General features: G+C 70.7%; 15 protein-coding genes and 2 pseudogenes. 4 read left to right on the top strand and 13 right to left on the bottom strand.

Annotated features, from left to right (window positions below; genetic code table 11):
* Window positions 1-40: 40 nt before the first annotated feature.
* The 12 genes and pseudogenes from MAA44156_RS02340 to MAA44156_RS02285 form a co-directional block, all read right to left on the bottom strand.
* Entirely contained in the window at window positions 41-856 is an 816-nt protein-coding gene (locus tag MAA44156_RS02340; RefSeq protein ID WP_003875614.1) for a type III pantothenate kinase, read from the bottom strand.
* 2 nt (window positions 857-858) lie between these two features.
* A complete protein-coding gene (gene panD, locus MAA44156_RS02335; RefSeq protein ID WP_003875613.1) occupies window positions 859-1,290 on the bottom strand; it encodes an aspartate 1-decarboxylase in 432 nt (143 codons plus the stop codon).
* On the bottom strand, window positions 1,290-2,216 hold the full coding sequence (gene panC, locus MAA44156_RS02330; protein ID WP_003875612.1) for a pantoate--beta-alanine ligase: 927 nt from the start codon (window positions 2,214-2,216) through the stop codon (window positions 1,290-1,292). Before panC ends, panD begins: the two co-directional genes overlap by 1 nt.
* Window positions 2,213-3,124, bottom strand: a complete 912-nt coding sequence (locus MAA44156_RS02325) for a Rossmann-like and DUF2520 domain-containing protein (protein ID WP_121035546.1) — start codon at window positions 3,122-3,124, stop codon at window positions 2,213-2,215. The genes panC and MAA44156_RS02325 overlap by 4 nt, the downstream gene beginning before the upstream one ends.
* A gap of 115 nt (window positions 3,125-3,239) precedes the next feature.
* Window positions 3,240-4,628, bottom strand: coding sequence for a DUF6779 domain-containing protein (locus MAA44156_RS02320; protein ID WP_062893409.1), 1,389 nt, complete (start codon window positions 4,626-4,628; stop codon window positions 3,240-3,242).
* An 87-nt stretch (window positions 4,629-4,715) separates the two neighbouring features.
* Complete coding sequence (locus MAA44156_RS02315; protein ID WP_009974368.1) at window positions 4,716-5,192, bottom strand: DUF3180 domain-containing protein; 477 nt, start codon at window positions 5,190-5,192, stop codon at window positions 4,716-4,718.
* Complete coding sequence (gene folK, locus MAA44156_RS02310) at window positions 5,192-5,740, bottom strand: 2-amino-4-hydroxy-6-hydroxymethyldihydropteridine diphosphokinase (protein ID WP_009974366.1); 549 nt, start codon at window positions 5,738-5,740, stop codon at window positions 5,192-5,194. Before folK ends, MAA44156_RS02315 begins: the two co-directional genes overlap by 1 nt.
* On the bottom strand, window positions 5,737-6,138 hold the full coding sequence (folB, locus tag MAA44156_RS02305; protein ID WP_011723632.1) for a dihydroneopterin aldolase: 402 nt from the start codon (window positions 6,136-6,138) through the stop codon (window positions 5,737-5,739). Before folB ends, folK begins: the two co-directional genes overlap by 4 nt.
* A pseudogene (gene folP / locus MAA44156_RS02300) lies at window positions 6,131-6,957 on the bottom strand (dihydropteroate synthase). The gene folB and the pseudogene folP overlap by 8 nt, the downstream one beginning before the upstream one ends.
* Window positions 6,954-7,568, bottom strand: a complete 615-nt coding sequence (folE, locus tag MAA44156_RS02295) for a GTP cyclohydrolase I FolE (protein WP_011723631.1) — start codon at window positions 7,566-7,568, stop codon at window positions 6,954-6,956. The pseudogene folP and the gene folE overlap by 4 nt, the downstream one beginning before the upstream one ends.
* A gap of 16 nt (window positions 7,569-7,584) precedes the next feature.
* A complete protein-coding gene (gene ftsH / locus MAA44156_RS02290; RefSeq protein ID WP_009974361.1) occupies window positions 7,585-9,984 on the bottom strand; it encodes an ATP-dependent zinc metalloprotease FtsH in 2,400 nt (799 codons plus the stop codon).
* A 213-nt stretch (window positions 9,985-10,197) separates the two neighbouring features.
* Window positions 10,198-10,611 carry a VOC family protein gene (locus MAA44156_RS02285; protein WP_003875603.1) on the bottom strand — a complete coding sequence of 138 codons (414 nt, stop codon included), beginning with the start codon at window positions 10,609-10,611 and terminating at the stop codon, window positions 10,198-10,200.
* A gap of 103 nt (window positions 10,612-10,714) precedes the next feature.
* Here MAA44156_RS02285 and MAA44156_RS02280 point away from each other — a divergent pair, with 103 nt between their 5' ends.
* The 4 genes and pseudogenes from MAA44156_RS02280 (at window position 10,715) to MAA44156_RS02265 (ending at window position 15,488) form a co-directional block, all read left to right on the top strand.
* On the top strand, window positions 10,715-11,680 hold the full coding sequence (locus MAA44156_RS02280; protein ID WP_176213662.1) for an alpha/beta fold hydrolase: 966 nt from the start codon (window positions 10,715-10,717) through the stop codon (window positions 11,678-11,680).
* A complete protein-coding gene (locus tag MAA44156_RS02275; RefSeq protein ID WP_003877096.1) occupies window positions 11,677-12,864 on the top strand; it encodes an LLM class flavin-dependent oxidoreductase in 1,188 nt (395 codons plus the stop codon). Before MAA44156_RS02280 ends, MAA44156_RS02275 begins: the two co-directional genes overlap by 4 nt.
* Window positions 12,864-13,878, top strand: a pseudogene (locus tag MAA44156_RS02270) (zinc-binding dehydrogenase). Before MAA44156_RS02275 ends, MAA44156_RS02270 begins: the two are co-directional and overlap by 1 nt.
* 29 nt (window positions 13,879-13,907) lie before the next feature.
* Window positions 13,908-15,488 carry an HNH endonuclease signature motif containing protein gene (locus tag MAA44156_RS02265; protein WP_029248338.1) on the top strand — a complete coding sequence of 527 codons (1,581 nt, stop codon included), beginning with the start codon at window positions 13,908-13,910 and terminating at the stop codon, window positions 15,486-15,488.
* A 9-nt stretch (window positions 15,489-15,497) separates the two neighbouring features.
* Here the strand turns inward: MAA44156_RS02265 and MAA44156_RS02260 are convergent, their stop codons facing one another.
* Window positions 15,498-16,763, bottom strand: coding sequence for a PPE family protein (locus MAA44156_RS02260; protein WP_009974356.1), 1,266 nt, complete (start codon window positions 16,761-16,763; stop codon window positions 15,498-15,500).
* Window positions 16,764-16,765: the final 2 nt, after the last annotated feature.

Here is a 16,765-nt window from a genome sequence, read left to right as displayed (position 1 = left end):
CCAGCTTAAATGACGCGGCCGCCAGGCCGCGCCGACGCCGTCACCGGGCCGTTTTCAGCCGCCCGCGCTGCGCGTCCCGGTTGCGTTCGAAAACCAGCCGCAGGCCGTGCAGGGTCAGGTGCTGGTCGTAGTGGCTGACGGTGTCCAGTTCGGGCAGCAGCAGCGGCGCGGTGTGCCCGGTGGCCACGATCGCGACGTCGTCGCCGCCGAATCCCGGCACGTCCTCGCGGATGCGCCCGACCAGGCCGTCGACCAGCCCGGCGAAGCCGAACACCGCGCCCGCCTGCATGCATTCGACGGTGTTCTTGCCGATCACCGAGCGGGGACGGGCCAGCTCGACCCGGCGCAGCGCGGCGGAGCGGGCCGCGGCGGCATCGGAGGAGACCTGCAGTCCGGGCGCGATCGCGCCGCCCAGGAATTCGCCCTTGGCCGACACGACGTCCACGCAGATCGAGGATCCGAAGTCGATGACGATGGCGGGGCTTTGGAAACGGTGAAAAGCGGCCAGGCAGTTGACGATCCGGTCGGCGCCCACTTCCTTGGGGTTGTCCACCAGCAGCGGGATGCCGGTGCGCACCCCGGGCTCGATCAGCACGTGCGGCACCGACGGCCAGTACTGGTCGAGCATGAGGCGCACCTCGTGCAGCACCGACGGCACGGTCGACAGCGCGGCGGCGCCGGTGAGCCGCTCCGAGTCGTCGCCGATCAAACCGTCGATGGTCAGCGCCAGCTCGTCGGCGGTGATCTCCGACTCGGTGCGAATCCGCCACTGCTGCACCACTTTTGCGTGCTCTTTGGAACCGGATATCAGCCCGACGACGGTGTGGGTGTTACGGACGTCGATGGCCAGCAGCACGGCTACCGCGCAACGATCCGGGGATCGAGCAACTCGGCCGCCCCTGCTATCTCGAAGTCCGGCACGAATGCCGGATCGTGGCCGAGGTCGACCGGCTTGTTGTCGGCGTCGACGAAGACGATCCGCGGCTGATACGCCCGCGCCTCGGCCTCCTCCATGGTCCCGTAGGCGATCAGGATGACCAGATCGCCCGGGTGGACCAGATGCGCTGCGGCACCGTTGATCCCGATCACCCCGCTGCCACGCTCACCGGTGATCGCGTAGGTGACCAGCCGGGCGCCGTTGTCGATGTCGACGATGGTCACCTGTTCGCCCTCGAGCAGGTCGGCGGCGTCCATCAGGTCGGCGTCGATGGTCACCGAGCCCACGTAGTGCAGGTCGGCCTGCGTGACGGTGGCCCGATGGATCTTCGACTTGAGCATCGTCCGTAACATCAATTCCTCCAAGGTGATTGGGCGTATTGGCGGTCGCCGTCCGGCCCAGCGGTGCCGGCGGGTGTTTCGATCTGCATTTCGATGTTGTCCAGCAGTCGGGTGTTGCCCAGCCGGGCGGCGACCAGCAGCCGCGCCGAGCCGTGGGCGGGTGCCGGGCCCAGCCCGGCGTCGCGCAGCTCGAGATAATCGACGGTGAGCTCGGGCACGGCGTCCAGCACCGCCCGCGCGGCCCGCAGCGCGGCCGCACCGCCCAGGTGGGCGGCGTGCGCGCCGGCGGTCAGGGCCGCCGAAAGCGTCACGGCCAGTTCGCGTTGCGTGGCGTCCAGGTAGCGGTTGCGCGACGACATCGCCAGGCCGTCGGCCTCCCGCACGGTAGGCACCCCGACCACCTGCACGTCGATGTTGAGGTCGGCGACCATCTGACGGATCATCACCAGCTGCTGGTAGTCCTTCTCGCCGAAGAAGATTCGGTCGGGGCGCACGATCTGCAGCAGCTTGCACACGACGGTCAGCACGCCGGCGAAATGCGTCGGCCGGGGCCCGCCCTCCAGCTCGGCGGCCAGCGGGCCGGGCTGCACGGTGGTGCGCAAACCATTCGGGTACATCGCCGCGGCCGTTGGGGTGAAGGCGATTTCGACGCCCTCGGAGCGCAGTAGCGCCAGGTCGTCGTCCAGGGTGCGGGGGTAGGCGTCCAGGTCTTCGCCGGCGCCGAATTGCAGCGGGTTGACGAAGATCGACACCACCACCACCGAACCGGGCACCCGCTTGGCCGCCCGCACCAGCGCGAGGTGGCCGTCGTGCAGCGCACCCATGGTGGGCACCAGCATCACCCGGCGACCGGTGTGGCGCAGCGCGCGGCTGACGGCGGTGACGTCGCCCGGGCTGGTGTAGGTGTTGAGTTCGCCCGCGGTGAAGGCGGGTTTCACGGTGCCAGCACCTCGACGACCTCCTGGGGAGCGTGTGCCCGCTGGGCGGTCCGCAGGGCGTTGACCCGATAGGCCTGTGCCAGCTCGGGTGCCACCCGGTGCAGCGCGGCCAGATGCCCGGCCACCGCGGCCGCGTCGCCGCGCGCGACCGGGCCGGTGAGCGCGGCCTGCCCGCGCTGCAGGGTGTTCTCCAGCGCGGCCCGGGCCAGCGGCCCGACGATGCGTTCGGCGATGCCGCCGGGCTGCTCGTCGACGGTCTGCTGGCCGAGCAGTTCGCTGCCGCGCAGCGCGGCCCGCAACGCCTCGAGCGCGTCGGACAGCACCGTCACGAGGTGGTTGCTCGCGTGCGCCAGCGCGGCGTGGTAGAGCACGCGGGCGTCCTCGGCGACGCTGAACGGCTCCCCGCCCATCTCCAGCACCAGCGACTGGGCGATCGCGTAGCCGACCTCGTCGGCCGCCGTGATGCCGAAGCAGGTGTCCGGCAGCCGGCTGATGTCCTCGTCGGAGCCGGTGAACGTCATCGCCGGGTGGATCGCCAGCGGGATGCAGCCCTGCCGGGTCAGCGGCGCGAGGATGCCCACCCCGTTGGCGCCCGAGGTGTGGGCCACGGTGGTCCCGGCCCGCACCGCCTCCGTCGCCGCCAAACCGGAGACCAGGCCGGCGAGTTCGCTGTCGGGAACCGCCAGCAGCAACAGCTCGGCACCGGCCGCCACCTCCGGCGGCGACGCCACCGGGGTGTCGGGCAGCCGGCGCTGCGCCCGCTGCCGGGACGCATGGGAGATGGCGCTGCACGCCACCACGACGTGGTCCGCGCGCTCCAGCGCGACACCGAGCGCGGTGCCCACCCGGCCGGCCGAGATGATGCCCACCTTGAGCCTGGCCGGGCGCAGACCGTCGAACTGCACCATCGCAGACGACCTCACAGATTTCTGGTTCGTTCCGGTCCCACGCAGGTGGGTACCGTTCGGTCACTCGAATCCTAGTCGATCGGGTCGCATCCCCCAATGTGAGGAAGCTCCCAGCTCAGCCCTCGCGGCGCCGGCGCCGGCCGCCCTCGGACGGCTGCACCTGCAGCCGGGCCAGCAGGTCGGCCACCGACTGGCCCCCGGTGCCGGAGGCGTCCCGCGCCCGCCGCGGGTCGGCCGGTTCCGGCTCCCCGCCGTGCCGCGGCGTGTGCTCGGCGGCCGGCGGCGGCGCCAGCCGCGGTGGTGGGGGTGCACCGGCGGCCGGTCCGGACGGCGCCGGAGCGGCCGGGGGCGGCGGTGTGGCCGCGGCGGGCGGAGGCGGCGCGGGGGCCGGTCCGGCCGGCGGCTCGCTGCCGGGCGCGAAGTTGCGCACCCCGTAGTCGCGGTACTCCGCGGAATGGCGCGAGCGGGCCCGGCGACCGGACTCGGCGTACGGCGGCGGGGGCACGGGCTCGACGGGCATGCCGTCCCAGGCCTCGTCGGCGCCCGAATGCCGGGCACGCCGGCGTCCACCCGTCGACTCCGCGTCGGCGCCGGCCCAGTTGCTGCCCGGTGATCCGGGCGGCAACCACTGCCCCTCGGCGCCCACGGGCTGCCAGTCGCGGCCCTGCGGCTGGGGCTGGGGTTCGGGTTGCGGTTCCGGCTGGGGTTCGCGCGGGGGTTCCGGCGGCATTTCCGGCGGAGGTGGCGTCGCGGCGGCGGCCGGCGGGGGTTGATACCGGGGCTCGAACCGCGGCTCCGCCGGCCCCGGGGGCTCCTGGTAGCGGGGACGCTCGCGCCGCGGCGGCGCTGGCTGCTGCGGGCGGGGCGGCATCAGCGGCTCCTCGGGCACGTCGATGATGGCCGTCTCGTCGTGCCGTCCGGGCGGATGCTCCTGGGGTGCCGAGGTCACCCGATCGCTGGGCACCCAATCCACCGGCGTGTCGCGGGGGTTCTCGCCGTTGCGCTCCCACTCGCTGTACGCCCGCTCGGGTTGCGGCTCGCCCTCGAACGCCCCGAGCGCCGGGCGCTGCCCCAGGTCGGTGTCGAACAAGATTTCCAGGCTGGTCCGCAGGGCGCTCAGCTCGGCGCGCAGCTCGGCCAGGTCGTCGGCGGCCTGGGCGCGCAGCTCGGAGGCGAGCTCGCGGCGCAGCTGGGACTCCACCGTGAGCTCGTATTCGCGCCGGGCCGAGATCTCGCGGTCCAGCTGCAGGTCGTAGACCAGTTTGAGGTCGCGGACGCGGGACTGGTCGGCGTCGCTTTGGCGGCGATACAGCACGGAGACGAAAGCGCCGGCGACTGCGGCCCACAGCGCCAGGATTACAGCGAGCTTGAGGAGTTCCACCCGATTGGTGAAAACCAATGCGGAACTGGCCCCCATCGCGAGGACCAGCAACGCGGTCAAGAGCACCCAACCCGGCCTGCGGCCGCCGCGCCGGACCCGGGCGCCGCGGGACAGAACGGTCATGGCCAAACTGTACCTGCGCGAGGTCAATCAGCGTGTCGGCCGACTCCGGCGATTCTTTGCGGGTTGCCCGCGCCGCGGCCGGGTCGGCTAGGTTTCCGCGCCCTCGCCGTGCTCGCCGGAGTCCGGCGGGGATTTGCAGCAATGTTGCAGCCACAGCGCGGCGACGAGCAGAGCCAGCGCGCTGACGGCCGCCACCACCGCCCCCGAGGTGTCCTCGGAGGCTGCCCGCAGCCAGGAGCGGCGCGGCAGAAAGTACACCAGCACTCCGATCCACCAGCCCAGCATCAGCGCGCCCACCCATGCCGACGCCTTGGCCACCATCAGGCTGCGTGCCACCGCCAGCGGATGCAGCCAGCCGGGACCGGAGCCGATCTCGCCGTCGTTGATCTTGGTGCGCACGTAGCGCGCCCACAGCGCCTCGATGACGGCGACGGCCAGCAGCGACAGCCCGGTCCACACCGTGATCGGCGGAAACCACCGATACAGGCCCTGGACCAGCAGATACCCCACGACGGCAGCGCCGACCACCGCGGCCGTCAGGTCACGTTTGCGGGTGGGGCCCATCAGCTGCCCGCCCCCGAATCGGCCGACGAGCCCGCGGGCGGTGTCAGCGTCAGGCCGGTCGGCCGGACACCGTCCCGGTCGGCTTGGTCCAGCTGGGCCAGCAGGCGGGCGACCGGTTGCGGCCCGTCGGCCACCGTCAGCCGCGCGTCCGGGTCGACGGCCAGCCAGGGGATAAGGACGAAGGCCCGCAGATGCGCCAGCGGATGCGGCAGGGTCAGGTTGTTCTCCCGGGAGATCACCTCGCCGTCGCCGTAGCAGGCGATCAGGTCGACGTCGAGGGTGCGCGGGCCCCAGCGTTCGCCCCGCACCCGGCCCGCGGCCCGCTCGAATTCCTGCGCCCGGCGCAGCCAGCCCTGGCCGTCGCAGGCCGGGTCGTCGGCGATCAGCACCGCGTTGAGAAACGGCGCCTGATCCACCCGGCCCCAGGGTTGGGTTTCGTACACCGGCGAGATGGCGCGCACCGCGCCGCCGAGCCCGTCGACGACGGACTGCAGCCGCGCCAGCCGGTCCCCCAGATTGGAGCCAATGGATAAGACAACGCGTGTCATAGCGCCCCGCCCGCCGGGACCACCGAACCGCGGCCGCCGCGCCGGGACCGCCGCACCACCACCGCGACGTCGGCGAACTGCTGCGGGATCGGGGCCTGCGGCTTGTGCACCATCACCTCGACGGCGTGCACACGTTCGTCGTCCATCACCTGGTCGGCGATCTGCGCCCCGACGGTTTCGATCAGATTGCGCGCCGGGCCGGCCACCACGTCGGCGGCCAACTGCGCCAGCGCGGCGTAGTCGTAGGTGTCGGCCAGCTCGTCGCTGGCCGCGGCGCCCACCAGGTCGATCCAGACCGTGACGTCGATGACGAAGTCCTGCCCGTCGACGCGCTCGTGGTCGAACACTCCGTGTTGTCCGCGAACCCTCAAGCCGCGCAACTCGATTCGATCAGCCATCGTCTCCCATCCAAGCGCCGAGCACCTTGAGCGCATCGACCGTGGCCCGCACGTCGTGCACCCGCACCCCCCACGCCCCGTGCAGCGCGGCCAGCGCGGAAATCACCGCGGTCGCCGTCTCCCGCCCGTCGGGCGGCCGCGGCGCGCCGTCGGGCCCGGCCAGCAGCGTGCCGAGGAACCGTTTGCGGGAGGCGCCCAGCAGTACCGGGATCCCGGTGGCGACCAACTGCGGCAACGCGTGCAGCAGGGCCCAATTGTGTTGTCCGGTCTTGGCGAATCCCAACCCCGGATCGATCATCAGCCGGGCGGAATCGACGCCGGCTGCCACCGCGGCGTCGACGCTGGCCAGCAGTTCGGCGCGCACCTCGGCGACCACGTCGCGGTACTGCGGGGCCGCGTGCGGGCGCTCGGCCGACACCGATCGCCAATGCATCAGCACCCAGGGCACTTTCGCCTCGGCCAGCAGCGGCGCCATCGCCGGATCGGCGCGCCCGCCGGACACGTCGTTGACGATCCGCGCGCCGCTGCCCAGCGCCGCCCGCGCGACGTCGGCGTGCATGGTGTCGATGCTCACCGTGACACCTTCTGCCGCAAGCGCTTTGACGACGGGGACGACGCGGGAGGTCTCGACGCGCGGGTCGATCCGGGTGGCGCCGGGGCGGGTGGATTCGCCGCCCACGTCGACGATGCCGGCGCCCTCGGCGACCAGCGCCAGTCCGTGTGCGACGGCCTTGTCGGGGTCGAGGTAGCGGCCGCCGTCGGAGAACGAATCGTCAGTGACGTTCAAGACTCCCATTACCTGCAAGGCGCCGGACTCACTTACGCAGGATCAGGTCGAGCGCCTCCGCCCGAGAAGCCGCGTTGGTCTTGAACAGCCCGCGCACCGCCGAGGTCGTGGTGACGGCACCGGGTTTGCGGACACCGCGCATCGCCATGCACAGGTGCTCGGCCTCGACCACCACGATCACCCCGCGCGGATTGAGCTTTTTCACCAGGGCGTCGGCGATCTGACTGGTCAGCCGCTCCTGCACCTGGGGCCGCTTGGCGTACAGGTCGACCAGGCGGGCGATCTTGGACAGGCCGGTGACCCGGCCGTCGTTGCCGGGGATGTAACCGACATGGGCCACCCCGTGAAACGACACCAGGTGGTGCTCGCAGGTGGAGTACAGCGGGATCTCCTTGACCAGCACCAGTTCGTCGTGTTCCTCGTCGAACATGGTGTTCAGCACGCTGTCCGGGTCGGTGTACAGGCCGGCGAACATCTCCCGGTAGGCGCGGGCGACGCGGGCCGGGGTTTCGGCCAGGCCGTGCCGGTCGGGGTTCTCGCCGATGGCGAACAGCAACTCGCGGACGGCGGCCTCGGCGCGCGCCTGGTCGAACTGCCGGACCTGGTGCGTCGCGGTGTCCGGCGCTGAACCGTTCCCGGCCATCACATCCTCCGTTTGCTCAGCCGTGGGCCGGCGGGTTGGACCGGCTCACGTCGTCATCCTGCCGGTCCGGCGACCCACCCTCGGGGGCGGGCTGACCGGGCGGGGGGTACGGCGGGTACGGCGGGTACGGCGGACGCGCCTGGGGTGGGCCGGACTGAGCCGGTCCGCCCGGCTGGCCGGGATAGGGCTGCTGGCCCGGGTAAGGCTGCTGGCCCGGGTAGCCGTGCGCCGGTTGCTGCCAGTAGGGCGGCTGGGCGGGCGGGTGCCAGTAGTTGGGCTGCTGCGACTGCTGCGGCGGCCAGCCCGGCGCCCGCCAGCCGGCCGGCGCACCGTAGTCCGGTTGGGTGGGACCCTGCCGATTACCGCCCTGGTTGGCGTGAGAACCGTTGCCGCCGTTGACGTTTCGGTCGGCCTCCAGCCGGGCGGCCGCGGCGGCCTCGCTGGCCTTGGCGATGGCCGCCTTGAAGGCCGGCTCGGGGGCGGGCGGGGGCCACGGCTCGCCGCGCTCGATGGCCAGTTCGCCGGGTGTCTTGATCGGCGGCTTGTCCGACGGGATGCGGCCACCGAAATCGTCGAACATCGTGAGCCGGGGCCGCTTTTCGACGCCGGCGAAGATGCTCTCCAGCTCGGCGCGGTGCAGCGTTTCCTTCTCCAGCAGCTGGCCCGCCAGCGTGTCGAGGATGTCGCGGTATTCGGTGAGGATCTCCCAGGCCTCGGTGTGGGCGGCCTCGATCAGCTTGCGGATCTCGTCGTCGATGTCACGGGCGACCTCGTGCGAGTAGTCGGCCTGGGTGCCCATGGTGCGGCCGAGGAACGGGTCGCCGTGTTCCGAACCGTATTTGACCGCACCGAGTTTGGAGCTCATGCCGAACTCGGTGACCATCGCGCGGGCGATCTTGGTGGCCTGCTCGATGTCGGACACCGCGCCGGTGGTCGGCTCGCGGAAGACCAGCTCCTCGGCGGCGCGGCCACCCATCGCGAACACCAGTTGCGCGATCATCTCCGAGCGGGTCCGCAGGCCCTTGTCCTCCTCGGGCACCGCGACCGCGTGCCCGCCGGTGCGGCCGCGCGCCAGGATCGTCACCTTGTAGATGGGTTCGATGTCGGGCATCGCCCAGGCCGCCAGCGTGTGGCCGCCCTCGTGGTAGGCGGTGATCTTCTTTTCCTGCTCGCTGATGATGCGGCCCTTGCGGCGCGGCCCGCCGATCACCCGGTCGACCGCTTCCTCCAAAGCGGCGCTGGTGATGACGGTGCCGTTCTCCCGGGCGGTCAGCAGCGCCGCCTCGTTGATCACGTTGGCCAGGTCGGCGCCGGTCATGCCGACGGTGCGCTTGGCCAGGCCGTCGAGGTCGGCGTCGGGGGCGATCGGCTTGCCCTTGGAATGCACCGCCAGCACCGCGCGACGGCCGGCCAGGTCCGGGTTGGACACCGGGATCTGGCGGTCGAAGCGGCCGGGCCGCAACAGCGCCGGGTCCAGGATGTCGGGCCGGTTGGTGGCGGCGATCAGGATCACGCCGGCCCGCGGGTCGAACCCGTCCATCTCGACCAGCAACTGGTTCAGCGTCTGCTCGCGCTCGTCGTGACCGCCGCCCAGGCCGGCGCCGCGCTGGCGGCCCACCGCGTCGATCTCGTCGACGAAGATGATGCACGGGTTGTTCTGTTTGGCCTGGTCGAACAGGTCACGAACCCGGGACGCGCCCACCCCGACGAACATCTCGACGAAGTCGGACCCGGAGATGGTGAAGAACGGAACCCCGGCCTCGCCGGCCACCGCCCGGGCCAGCAGCGTCTTACCGGTGCCGGGTGGCCCGTAGAGCAGCACGCCCTTGGGGATCTTGGCGCCCAGCGCCTGATAGCGGCCCGGGTTCTGCAGGAAGTCCTTGATCTCGTAGAGCTCCTCGACCGCCTCGTCGACCCCGGCGACGTCGGCGAAGGTGGTCTTGGGCATGTCCTTGGACAGCTGTTTGGCCCGCGACTTGCCGAACCCGAAGCCCATCCGGGCGCCGCCCTGCATGCGCGAGAACATCACGAACAACCCGACCAGCAGCAGCAGGGGCAGCACGTACACCAGCAGCTCGCCCAGGATGCTGCCCTGGTTGACGACCGTGCTGACCTTCGCGTTCTTGGCGCTTAGCGCGTTGAACAGGTCGACCGCATAGCCGCTGGGATATTTGGTGATGACCTTGTCGGAGTTGTCGGTGTCGCCGTTGCCCTTCTTCAGGGTCAGGCGCAGTTGCTGTTCGCGGTCGTCGATTTGCGCGCTCTTGACGTTGTCGCCATTGATCTGGGCCATCGCCACCGAGGTGTCGACGGGCTTATAGCCGCGGGTGTCGTCACTGAAGTAGAAGAACGACCAGCCGAGCAGCACCACGACAGCAATCGCCGTGATGGTGCGAATAACGTTTTTCCGGTTCATCAATCATCGGCCCTTACTGGGCAGGTCCTTCCCCGATATACACGCAGCTGGAAAAGTCCAGGCTACCGCTAGCGGCGATCGCCAGCTCCGGCAGAGCCGGAGCGCAGCGTCCTCGTCAATAGCAACGACCGGCGGTTCCCGAGCGTCACGCTGGCGCTGCCGTCGGCGGCCGGTGTCACTCCTGCGTGACGCTCGGCGCTGCGGCCGGGCCCGTCACTCGTAGTAGCGGGCCTCGACGACGTTGCCGTCCGGGTCGGCGAAGTAGTAGGTGTGCGGCGACCAGCCCCGCGCGCCGAAACTCCGGCTCAGCCGCACGCCGGTGTCCACGCCCTCGGCCTGCAGGCGCGCCTCCAGCGCGTCGTATTCGGCCTTGGACAAGGCAATACAGACGTGGTTGACGGGGTTACCGGCACTGCCCTCGGCGACCCCGGACGACGCGGCGCCCGAAACCATCTCGAGCGGCATCAAGTCGATGATCGAGTCCGCGCAGATGCGCACGCTGGGGAACGGCGCCTCGCCGGCCTCGAATTCGGCGAACCGAACCGGTTCCAGCCCGACGACGCGCGTGTAGAAGTCCATCGACACCCGCGGATTTCTGGTCCACAGCACGACATGGTCCAGGCGCATAAACCCGAGTATTGCGGTGTTGCGGCCATTTGATGCGCAACCTACCGCCATTCGCGTCAATTGGGCCCTTCTCTGTCCGCGACCGTTGTGCTTTGGTGAGACGGTGCCCCCTACCCAACGGTTAGTAGATACCAATGGTGTGCGGCTGCGGGTGACCGAAGCGGGCGACCGCGGCGCACCCGTGGTGATCCTGGCCCACGGATTCCCCGAACTGGCGTACTCCTGGCGACACCAGATCGACGTCCTCGCCGACGCCGGCTACCACGTGCTGGCGCCCGATCAGCGCGGCTACGGCGGCTCGGATCGCCCGGATGCCGTCGAGGCCTACGACATTCACCAGTTGACCGCCGACCTCGTCGGCCTGCTCGACGACGTCGGCGCCCAGCGCGCTGTGTGGGTGGGGCACGACTGGGGTGCGGCGGTGGTGTGGAATGCGCCGCTGCTGCACCCGGACCGGGTCGCGGCCGTCGCCGCCATGAGTGTGCCGGTGACGCCCCGGCCGCGGCTGGCGCCGACGCAGGCGTGGCGAAAGATGTTCGGCGAGAACTTCTTCTACATCCTGTACTTCCAGGAGCCCGGGGTGGCCGACGCCGAGTTGAACGCCGATCCCGCGCAGGTGATGCGACGGATGATGGGCAGCCTGCGGACCGACGGCGACAAGGCGGCGGGGCTGCGGATGGTGGCGCCGGGTCCGGAGGGTTTCCTCGAACGCCTTCCCGAGCCCGACGGGCTGCCGGAGTGGATCAGCCAGGACGAGCTGGACCACTACATCGCCGAATTCTCGCGCACCGGCTTCACCGGCGGCCTGAACTGGTATCGCAATTTCGACCGCAACTGGGAGACCACCCCCGAACTCGACGGCGCCAAGATCGCGGTGCCGTGCCTGTTCATCGGCGGGACGGCCGATCCCGTCCTGTCCTTCACCCGGGCCGACCGCGCGGCGGAGGTGATCTCCGGCCCGTACCGGCACGTGATGATCGACGGCGCCGGGCACTGGCTGCAGCAGGAGCGCCCCGCCGAAGTGAACGCGGCCTTACTGGACTTCCTCAACGGATTGGAGCTGCGATGAGCGCGCCCCTGCGGTTCGGTGTCTTCATCACCCCGTTTCACCCCGTCGGCCAATCCCCAACGGTCGCACTGGAATACGACCTGGAACGGGTGGTAGCACTGGATCGGCTCGGATTCGACGAGGCGTGGTTCGGCGAACACCACTCCGGCGGCTACGAACTGATCGCCTGCCCGGAGGTGTTCATCGCCACCGCGGCCGAGCGGACCAAACACATTCGGTTGGGCACCGGCGTGGTGTCGCTGCCCTATCACCATCCGCTCATGGTGGCCGATCGCTGGGTGCTGCTCGATCACCTGACCCGCGGCCGGGTGATGTTCGGCACCGGGCCCGGCGCGCTGCCGTCGGACGCCTACATGATGGGCATCGACCCCGTCGATCAGCGGCACATGATGCAGGAGTCGCTGGAGGCGATCCTGGCGCTGTTCCGCGCCGCCCCCACCGAGCGAATCGACCGTCACTCCGACTGGTTCACGCTGCGTGACGCCCAGTTGCACATCCGGCCCTACACCTGGCCGTACCCCGAGATATCCACGGCCGCAATGATTTCCCCCTCGGGTCCGCGGTTGGCCGGCGCGCTGGGCACCTCGCTGCTGTCGCTGTCGATGTCGGTGCCCGGCGGTTACGCGGCGCTGGAGACCACCTGGGACGTGGTGCGCGAGCAGGCCGCCAAGGCCGGCCGGGACGAACCGGACCGCGGCGACTGGCGCGTCTTGAGCATCATGCACATCGCGGACAGTCGCGAGCAGGCGATCGACGATTGCACTTACGGGCTACAGGATTTCGCGAACTACTTCGGCGCGGCCGGCTTCGTCCCGCTGGCCAACAGCGTGGAGGGCACCCAGACGCCGCACGAGTTCGTCGCCGAGTACGCGGCCAAGGGCAACTGCTGCATCGGCACGCCCGAGGACGCCATCGCCCACATCGAGGACCTGCTGGACCGGTCCGGCGGTTTCGGCACCCTGTTGATGCTGGGCCATGACTGGGCCTCACCGGAAGCGACATACCACTGCTATGACCTGATGGCGCGCAAGGTGATTCCGCACTTCAAGCGGCAGCTCGACGCCTCGCGCGCATCGCACGACTGGGCGAAGGGCATGCGCGACCAGTTGCTCGGCCGGGCGGGTGAGGCCGTGGTCAAGGCGATCAGCGAACATGTCGACGAGCACAAGGACGCGGTGCACTGATGCGCGCGGCGGTGTTGCGCGACGGTCGCATGGTCTACCGCGACGACGTGCCCGAACCGATACCCGAAACCGGCCAGGTGCTCGTCGGGGTGCGGGCGTGCGGGATTTGCGGCTCGGACCTGCATTTCGCCGCCCACGGCGCCCAGGTGCTTCAGATGAGCGATCGGGTGGCCGGCGGCGCGGCCGGCATGCGCGTCGACCTGGACCACGACATCTTCATGGGACACGAATTCAGCGCCGAGATACTCGAAGCGGGCCCCGACACCGAAACCCATCCCCCGGGCACTTTGGTCACCTCGCTGCCGGTGTTGTTGTCCGCCAAGGGCGTCGAGCCGATCGTCTACAGCAACACCACGATCGGCGGCTATGCCGAGCGGATGCTGCTCTCGGCGCCGCTGCTGCTGCCCATCCCCAACGGCCTGGACGTCAAGCACGCGGCGCTGACCGAACCCATGGCGGTCGGACTGCACGCGGTCAACAAATCGAACATCACCCCGGCCGAGACCGCCCTGGTGCTCGGGTGCGGCCCGATCGGGATCGCCATCATCGCCGCCCTCGCCACGCGCGGTGTGGAATCGATTGTGGCGTCCGACTTTTCGCCCAAGCGCCGCCAGCTGGCCACCGCGATGGGGGCCCACCGGACGCTGGATCCCGCGCAGGGCTCGCCGTTCGACAGCGTCAAGCCCGCGGTGGTGTTCGAGGCGGTCGGCGTACCCGGCATCATCGACGACGTGCTGCTGCGCGCCAGGCCCGGCACCCGGCTGGTGGTCGCCGGCGTGTGCATGCAGCCCGACACCGTCCACCCCTTCTTCGCGATCGCCAAGGAGATCAACGTGCAGTTCGTGCTCGCCTACACCCCCCGAGGAGTTCGGCGATTCGCTGCGCGCGCTCGCCGAGGGTGACATCGACGTGGCGCCGCTGATCACCGGCGAGGTCGGGCTGGACGGGGTCGGCGCGGCGTTCGACGACCTCGCCGATCCCGAGCGGCACTGCAAGGTTCTCGTCACGCCCTGATGTCTTAGCGACGGGCTATGATCGAACACATGTTCGAATTGAGCCCGGATCCGGCTGCGCTGGTGGCGGTGGTCGAGTCCACCCATCGCGAGGAGTCGATGCTGGTGGCGCGCCGGTTCGCGGCCGTGGCGGCATTGCTTCGCCACCGGGTGGCCACCGCCGACCGCCCTGAGCCGGAGTATGCGGAGATCGACGGCTTCGAGCAGACCGCCGCCGAGGTGGCCGCGGCGATGAACCTCTCCGCGGCGGCAGCCAGCTACCTGGTGTCCTACGCCGAGACGCTCGACACCAGGCTGCCGGAGGTGGCGGCGCTGCTCGCCGAGGGCCGAACCGATTGGCGCACAGTACGATTGATCATCACCCGCACGAGTCTGGTCACCGACGCGGAATTGATCGCCAAGCTTGACCGGTCGCTCGCCGCCCGCATCGGCAACTGGCACGGCTGGTCGCGGCAGCGGATCGTCAACGCCGTCGACGCCGCCGTGCGCACCGCCGATCCCGACGCCGCGCGCGAGCGCCGGCTGGCCGCCGAAGAGGACCGGCACATCGGGATCAGCGCCGCGGAGAACGGGATGGCCGAGGTGCACGGCTCGGTCGCCGCCGCCGCGGCGACGGCGTTCGACCGGCGGTTGTCCCAACTCGCCAAGCAGGTATGCCCGGCGGATCCCCGGACGCTGGATCAGCGCCGCGCCGACGCGTTGGCCGCGCTGGCCGAGGGCCGCCGATTGCCCTGCGCCTGTGGACAACCCGACTGCCCGGCTCGAACCCGCGACCAGAATGCAGACGACCGGACCGGGGCGCGGGTGGTCATCAACGTGGTGGCCAGCGACCGAACCGTATACGCCGATGGCGCCGAGCCGGGCTACCTGGAAGGCTACGGCGTCATCGACGCCGACCAGGTGCGCCGACTGGCGGCGGCCGCGCACCTGCTCGTCGCCAATCCCGCGACCAGCCCGGCGGCGGCCCTGCGCTACCAGCCGTCGGCGGCGCTGGAGCGGGCCGTTCGGTGCCGGGATCTCACCTGCCGCTTCCCCGGATGCAGCCGTCCGGCGGTGATCTGTGACCTCGACCATTCCGTGCCGTTCAACCATCAGAATCCGGTGGCCGGCGGGTGGACGGTGCTGGAGAACCTCAAATGCCTGTGCCGCCAACATCATCGGCTCAAAACCTTCGGCGGGTGGCGCGACAGGCAACTGGCCGACGGCACCGTGGTCTGGACCTCGCCGAGCGGACGGACGTACCGGACGTCGCCCGCGGGGGCCGACCTGTTCGCCCAGCCGCGCGGTCCGGCATGCGCGGCCCCGACACCCAACCGGCGAAGCAGATCGAAACAGCGAAACGGCCGGATCATGCGGGCGCGCAAGCACAATCGTGAGCAGCGTCCGATCAACGAGGCCCGGATCCGGCTGGAGCAGGCCCGGCAGCGCGAGATCGCGGACCGAAAGTTCCGAAATCACATGCGCGACATGCTTTTCCTGTTCAAAGGCGGACCAAGCACCAGCCCCTTCTGCGCCTGGGTCAACGATCCCCGAGAACCGGAAGAACTGCCGCCGGACTGGGCGCCCGACGAGCCGGCGTATCAGCCGCTGCCCGACGACCCGCCCTTCTGATCCGCCGGATCATCCTCCGGCCGGCGGTTGAGCGATGACCGTGGGTTTGAAACCGTAACGGGGAACGACGAAGTGGGCGCCCGCGCCGCGGCCCGCGGCACCGGCGGGCATCATCGGCACCCCGCCCACCGCGCTGGCGGCGTGCTCGGCGGCGCCGGCCGTCGTGGCCCCGTTGAGCGCCACGGCGACCGAGGGCGGCGTGGGGGCCGCGCTCGCCCACGAAGCCGGGACCGACAACCCGCCGATCGATGCCGCCTTGCCGACCGACCCGCCGATCGAGCCCAGCGAGCCCAACGAGCCTAGGCCGGCGCCCGGGACGGCCGCGGGCAGGACCGCTTCGGCGGCTTTGGCCACGCCCTCGCCGGCGGACTTGGCGGCGGGCATCATGCCCTGGGCAATGCCCTGGATGTCCTTGAACGAGGTGGTGAACAGTCGCGTCGGGGAGATCAACCGAATGAACGCGTCGAAAGGCGTGCTGGCGTCCAGGGTTTGCGACCCGGTCAGCCCCTCCAGCAGATCGCCCAGCGGTCCCCCGATGACGAGCCCGTCGCCCTCGGGATTCAGGCTGATCCCGCCCAGCGAGAACCCTGGATTGGCCGGCGGCGGATTGTTGGTCCCCGCGGCCAGCGTGGACATGGATTGCGGCGCCGCGCCGAGTCCTTGGGCTCTGTCACCGGCGCCGGTCCCGGCCGCCTGCGCCGTCGCGGCGGCCTGACGGGCCAGCCCCGCCGGGTCGGTTGCGGGTTTCGCCGGCTCGAACGGTGGCAGCGTCGACGCCGCGGCCGACGCGAGCGCATACCCGTACATGGCCGCGGCGTCCTGAGCCCACATTTCGCCGTATTGCGCCTCGACGTCTGCGATGGCCGGGGTGTTCTGGCCGAGGAAGTTGGTGGCCAGCAACTGCAGCAGCAGCGCACGGTTGGCCGCGATCACCGGTGGGGGCACCGTCTCGGCGAAGGCCGTCTCATAGGCGCTCACCGCCGCGAGGGCCTGACCGGCGGCGAGCTCCGCCCGTCCGGCGGTGCCGCTGAGCCACGCCAGCTGCGGCGCCGCCGCGGCCAGCATCGACGACGCGGCCGGCCCCTGCCACCCGGCGTCGCCCACGCCGGTGATCGCCGACCCGAAGGACGCTGCGGCGGAACGTAATTCGGCGGCCAGTCCGTTCCAGGCCGCCGCAGCGGCCAGCAGCGGCCCCGCGCCGGGTCCGGAATACATCAGCCCGGAGTTGATCTCCGGCGGAAGCTGCGCGAAATCCAGCTGCCCGAAGTTCAGCATCG

It is taken from the genome of Mycobacterium avium subsp. avium, assembly GCF_009741445.1.
GTDB classification, from domain to species: domain Bacteria; phylum Actinomycetota; class Actinomycetes; order Mycobacteriales; family Mycobacteriaceae; genus Mycobacterium; species Mycobacterium avium.
Note: the sequence above shows the minus strand (reverse complement) of the source record. Positions and strands in the feature narration are given on the sequence as shown.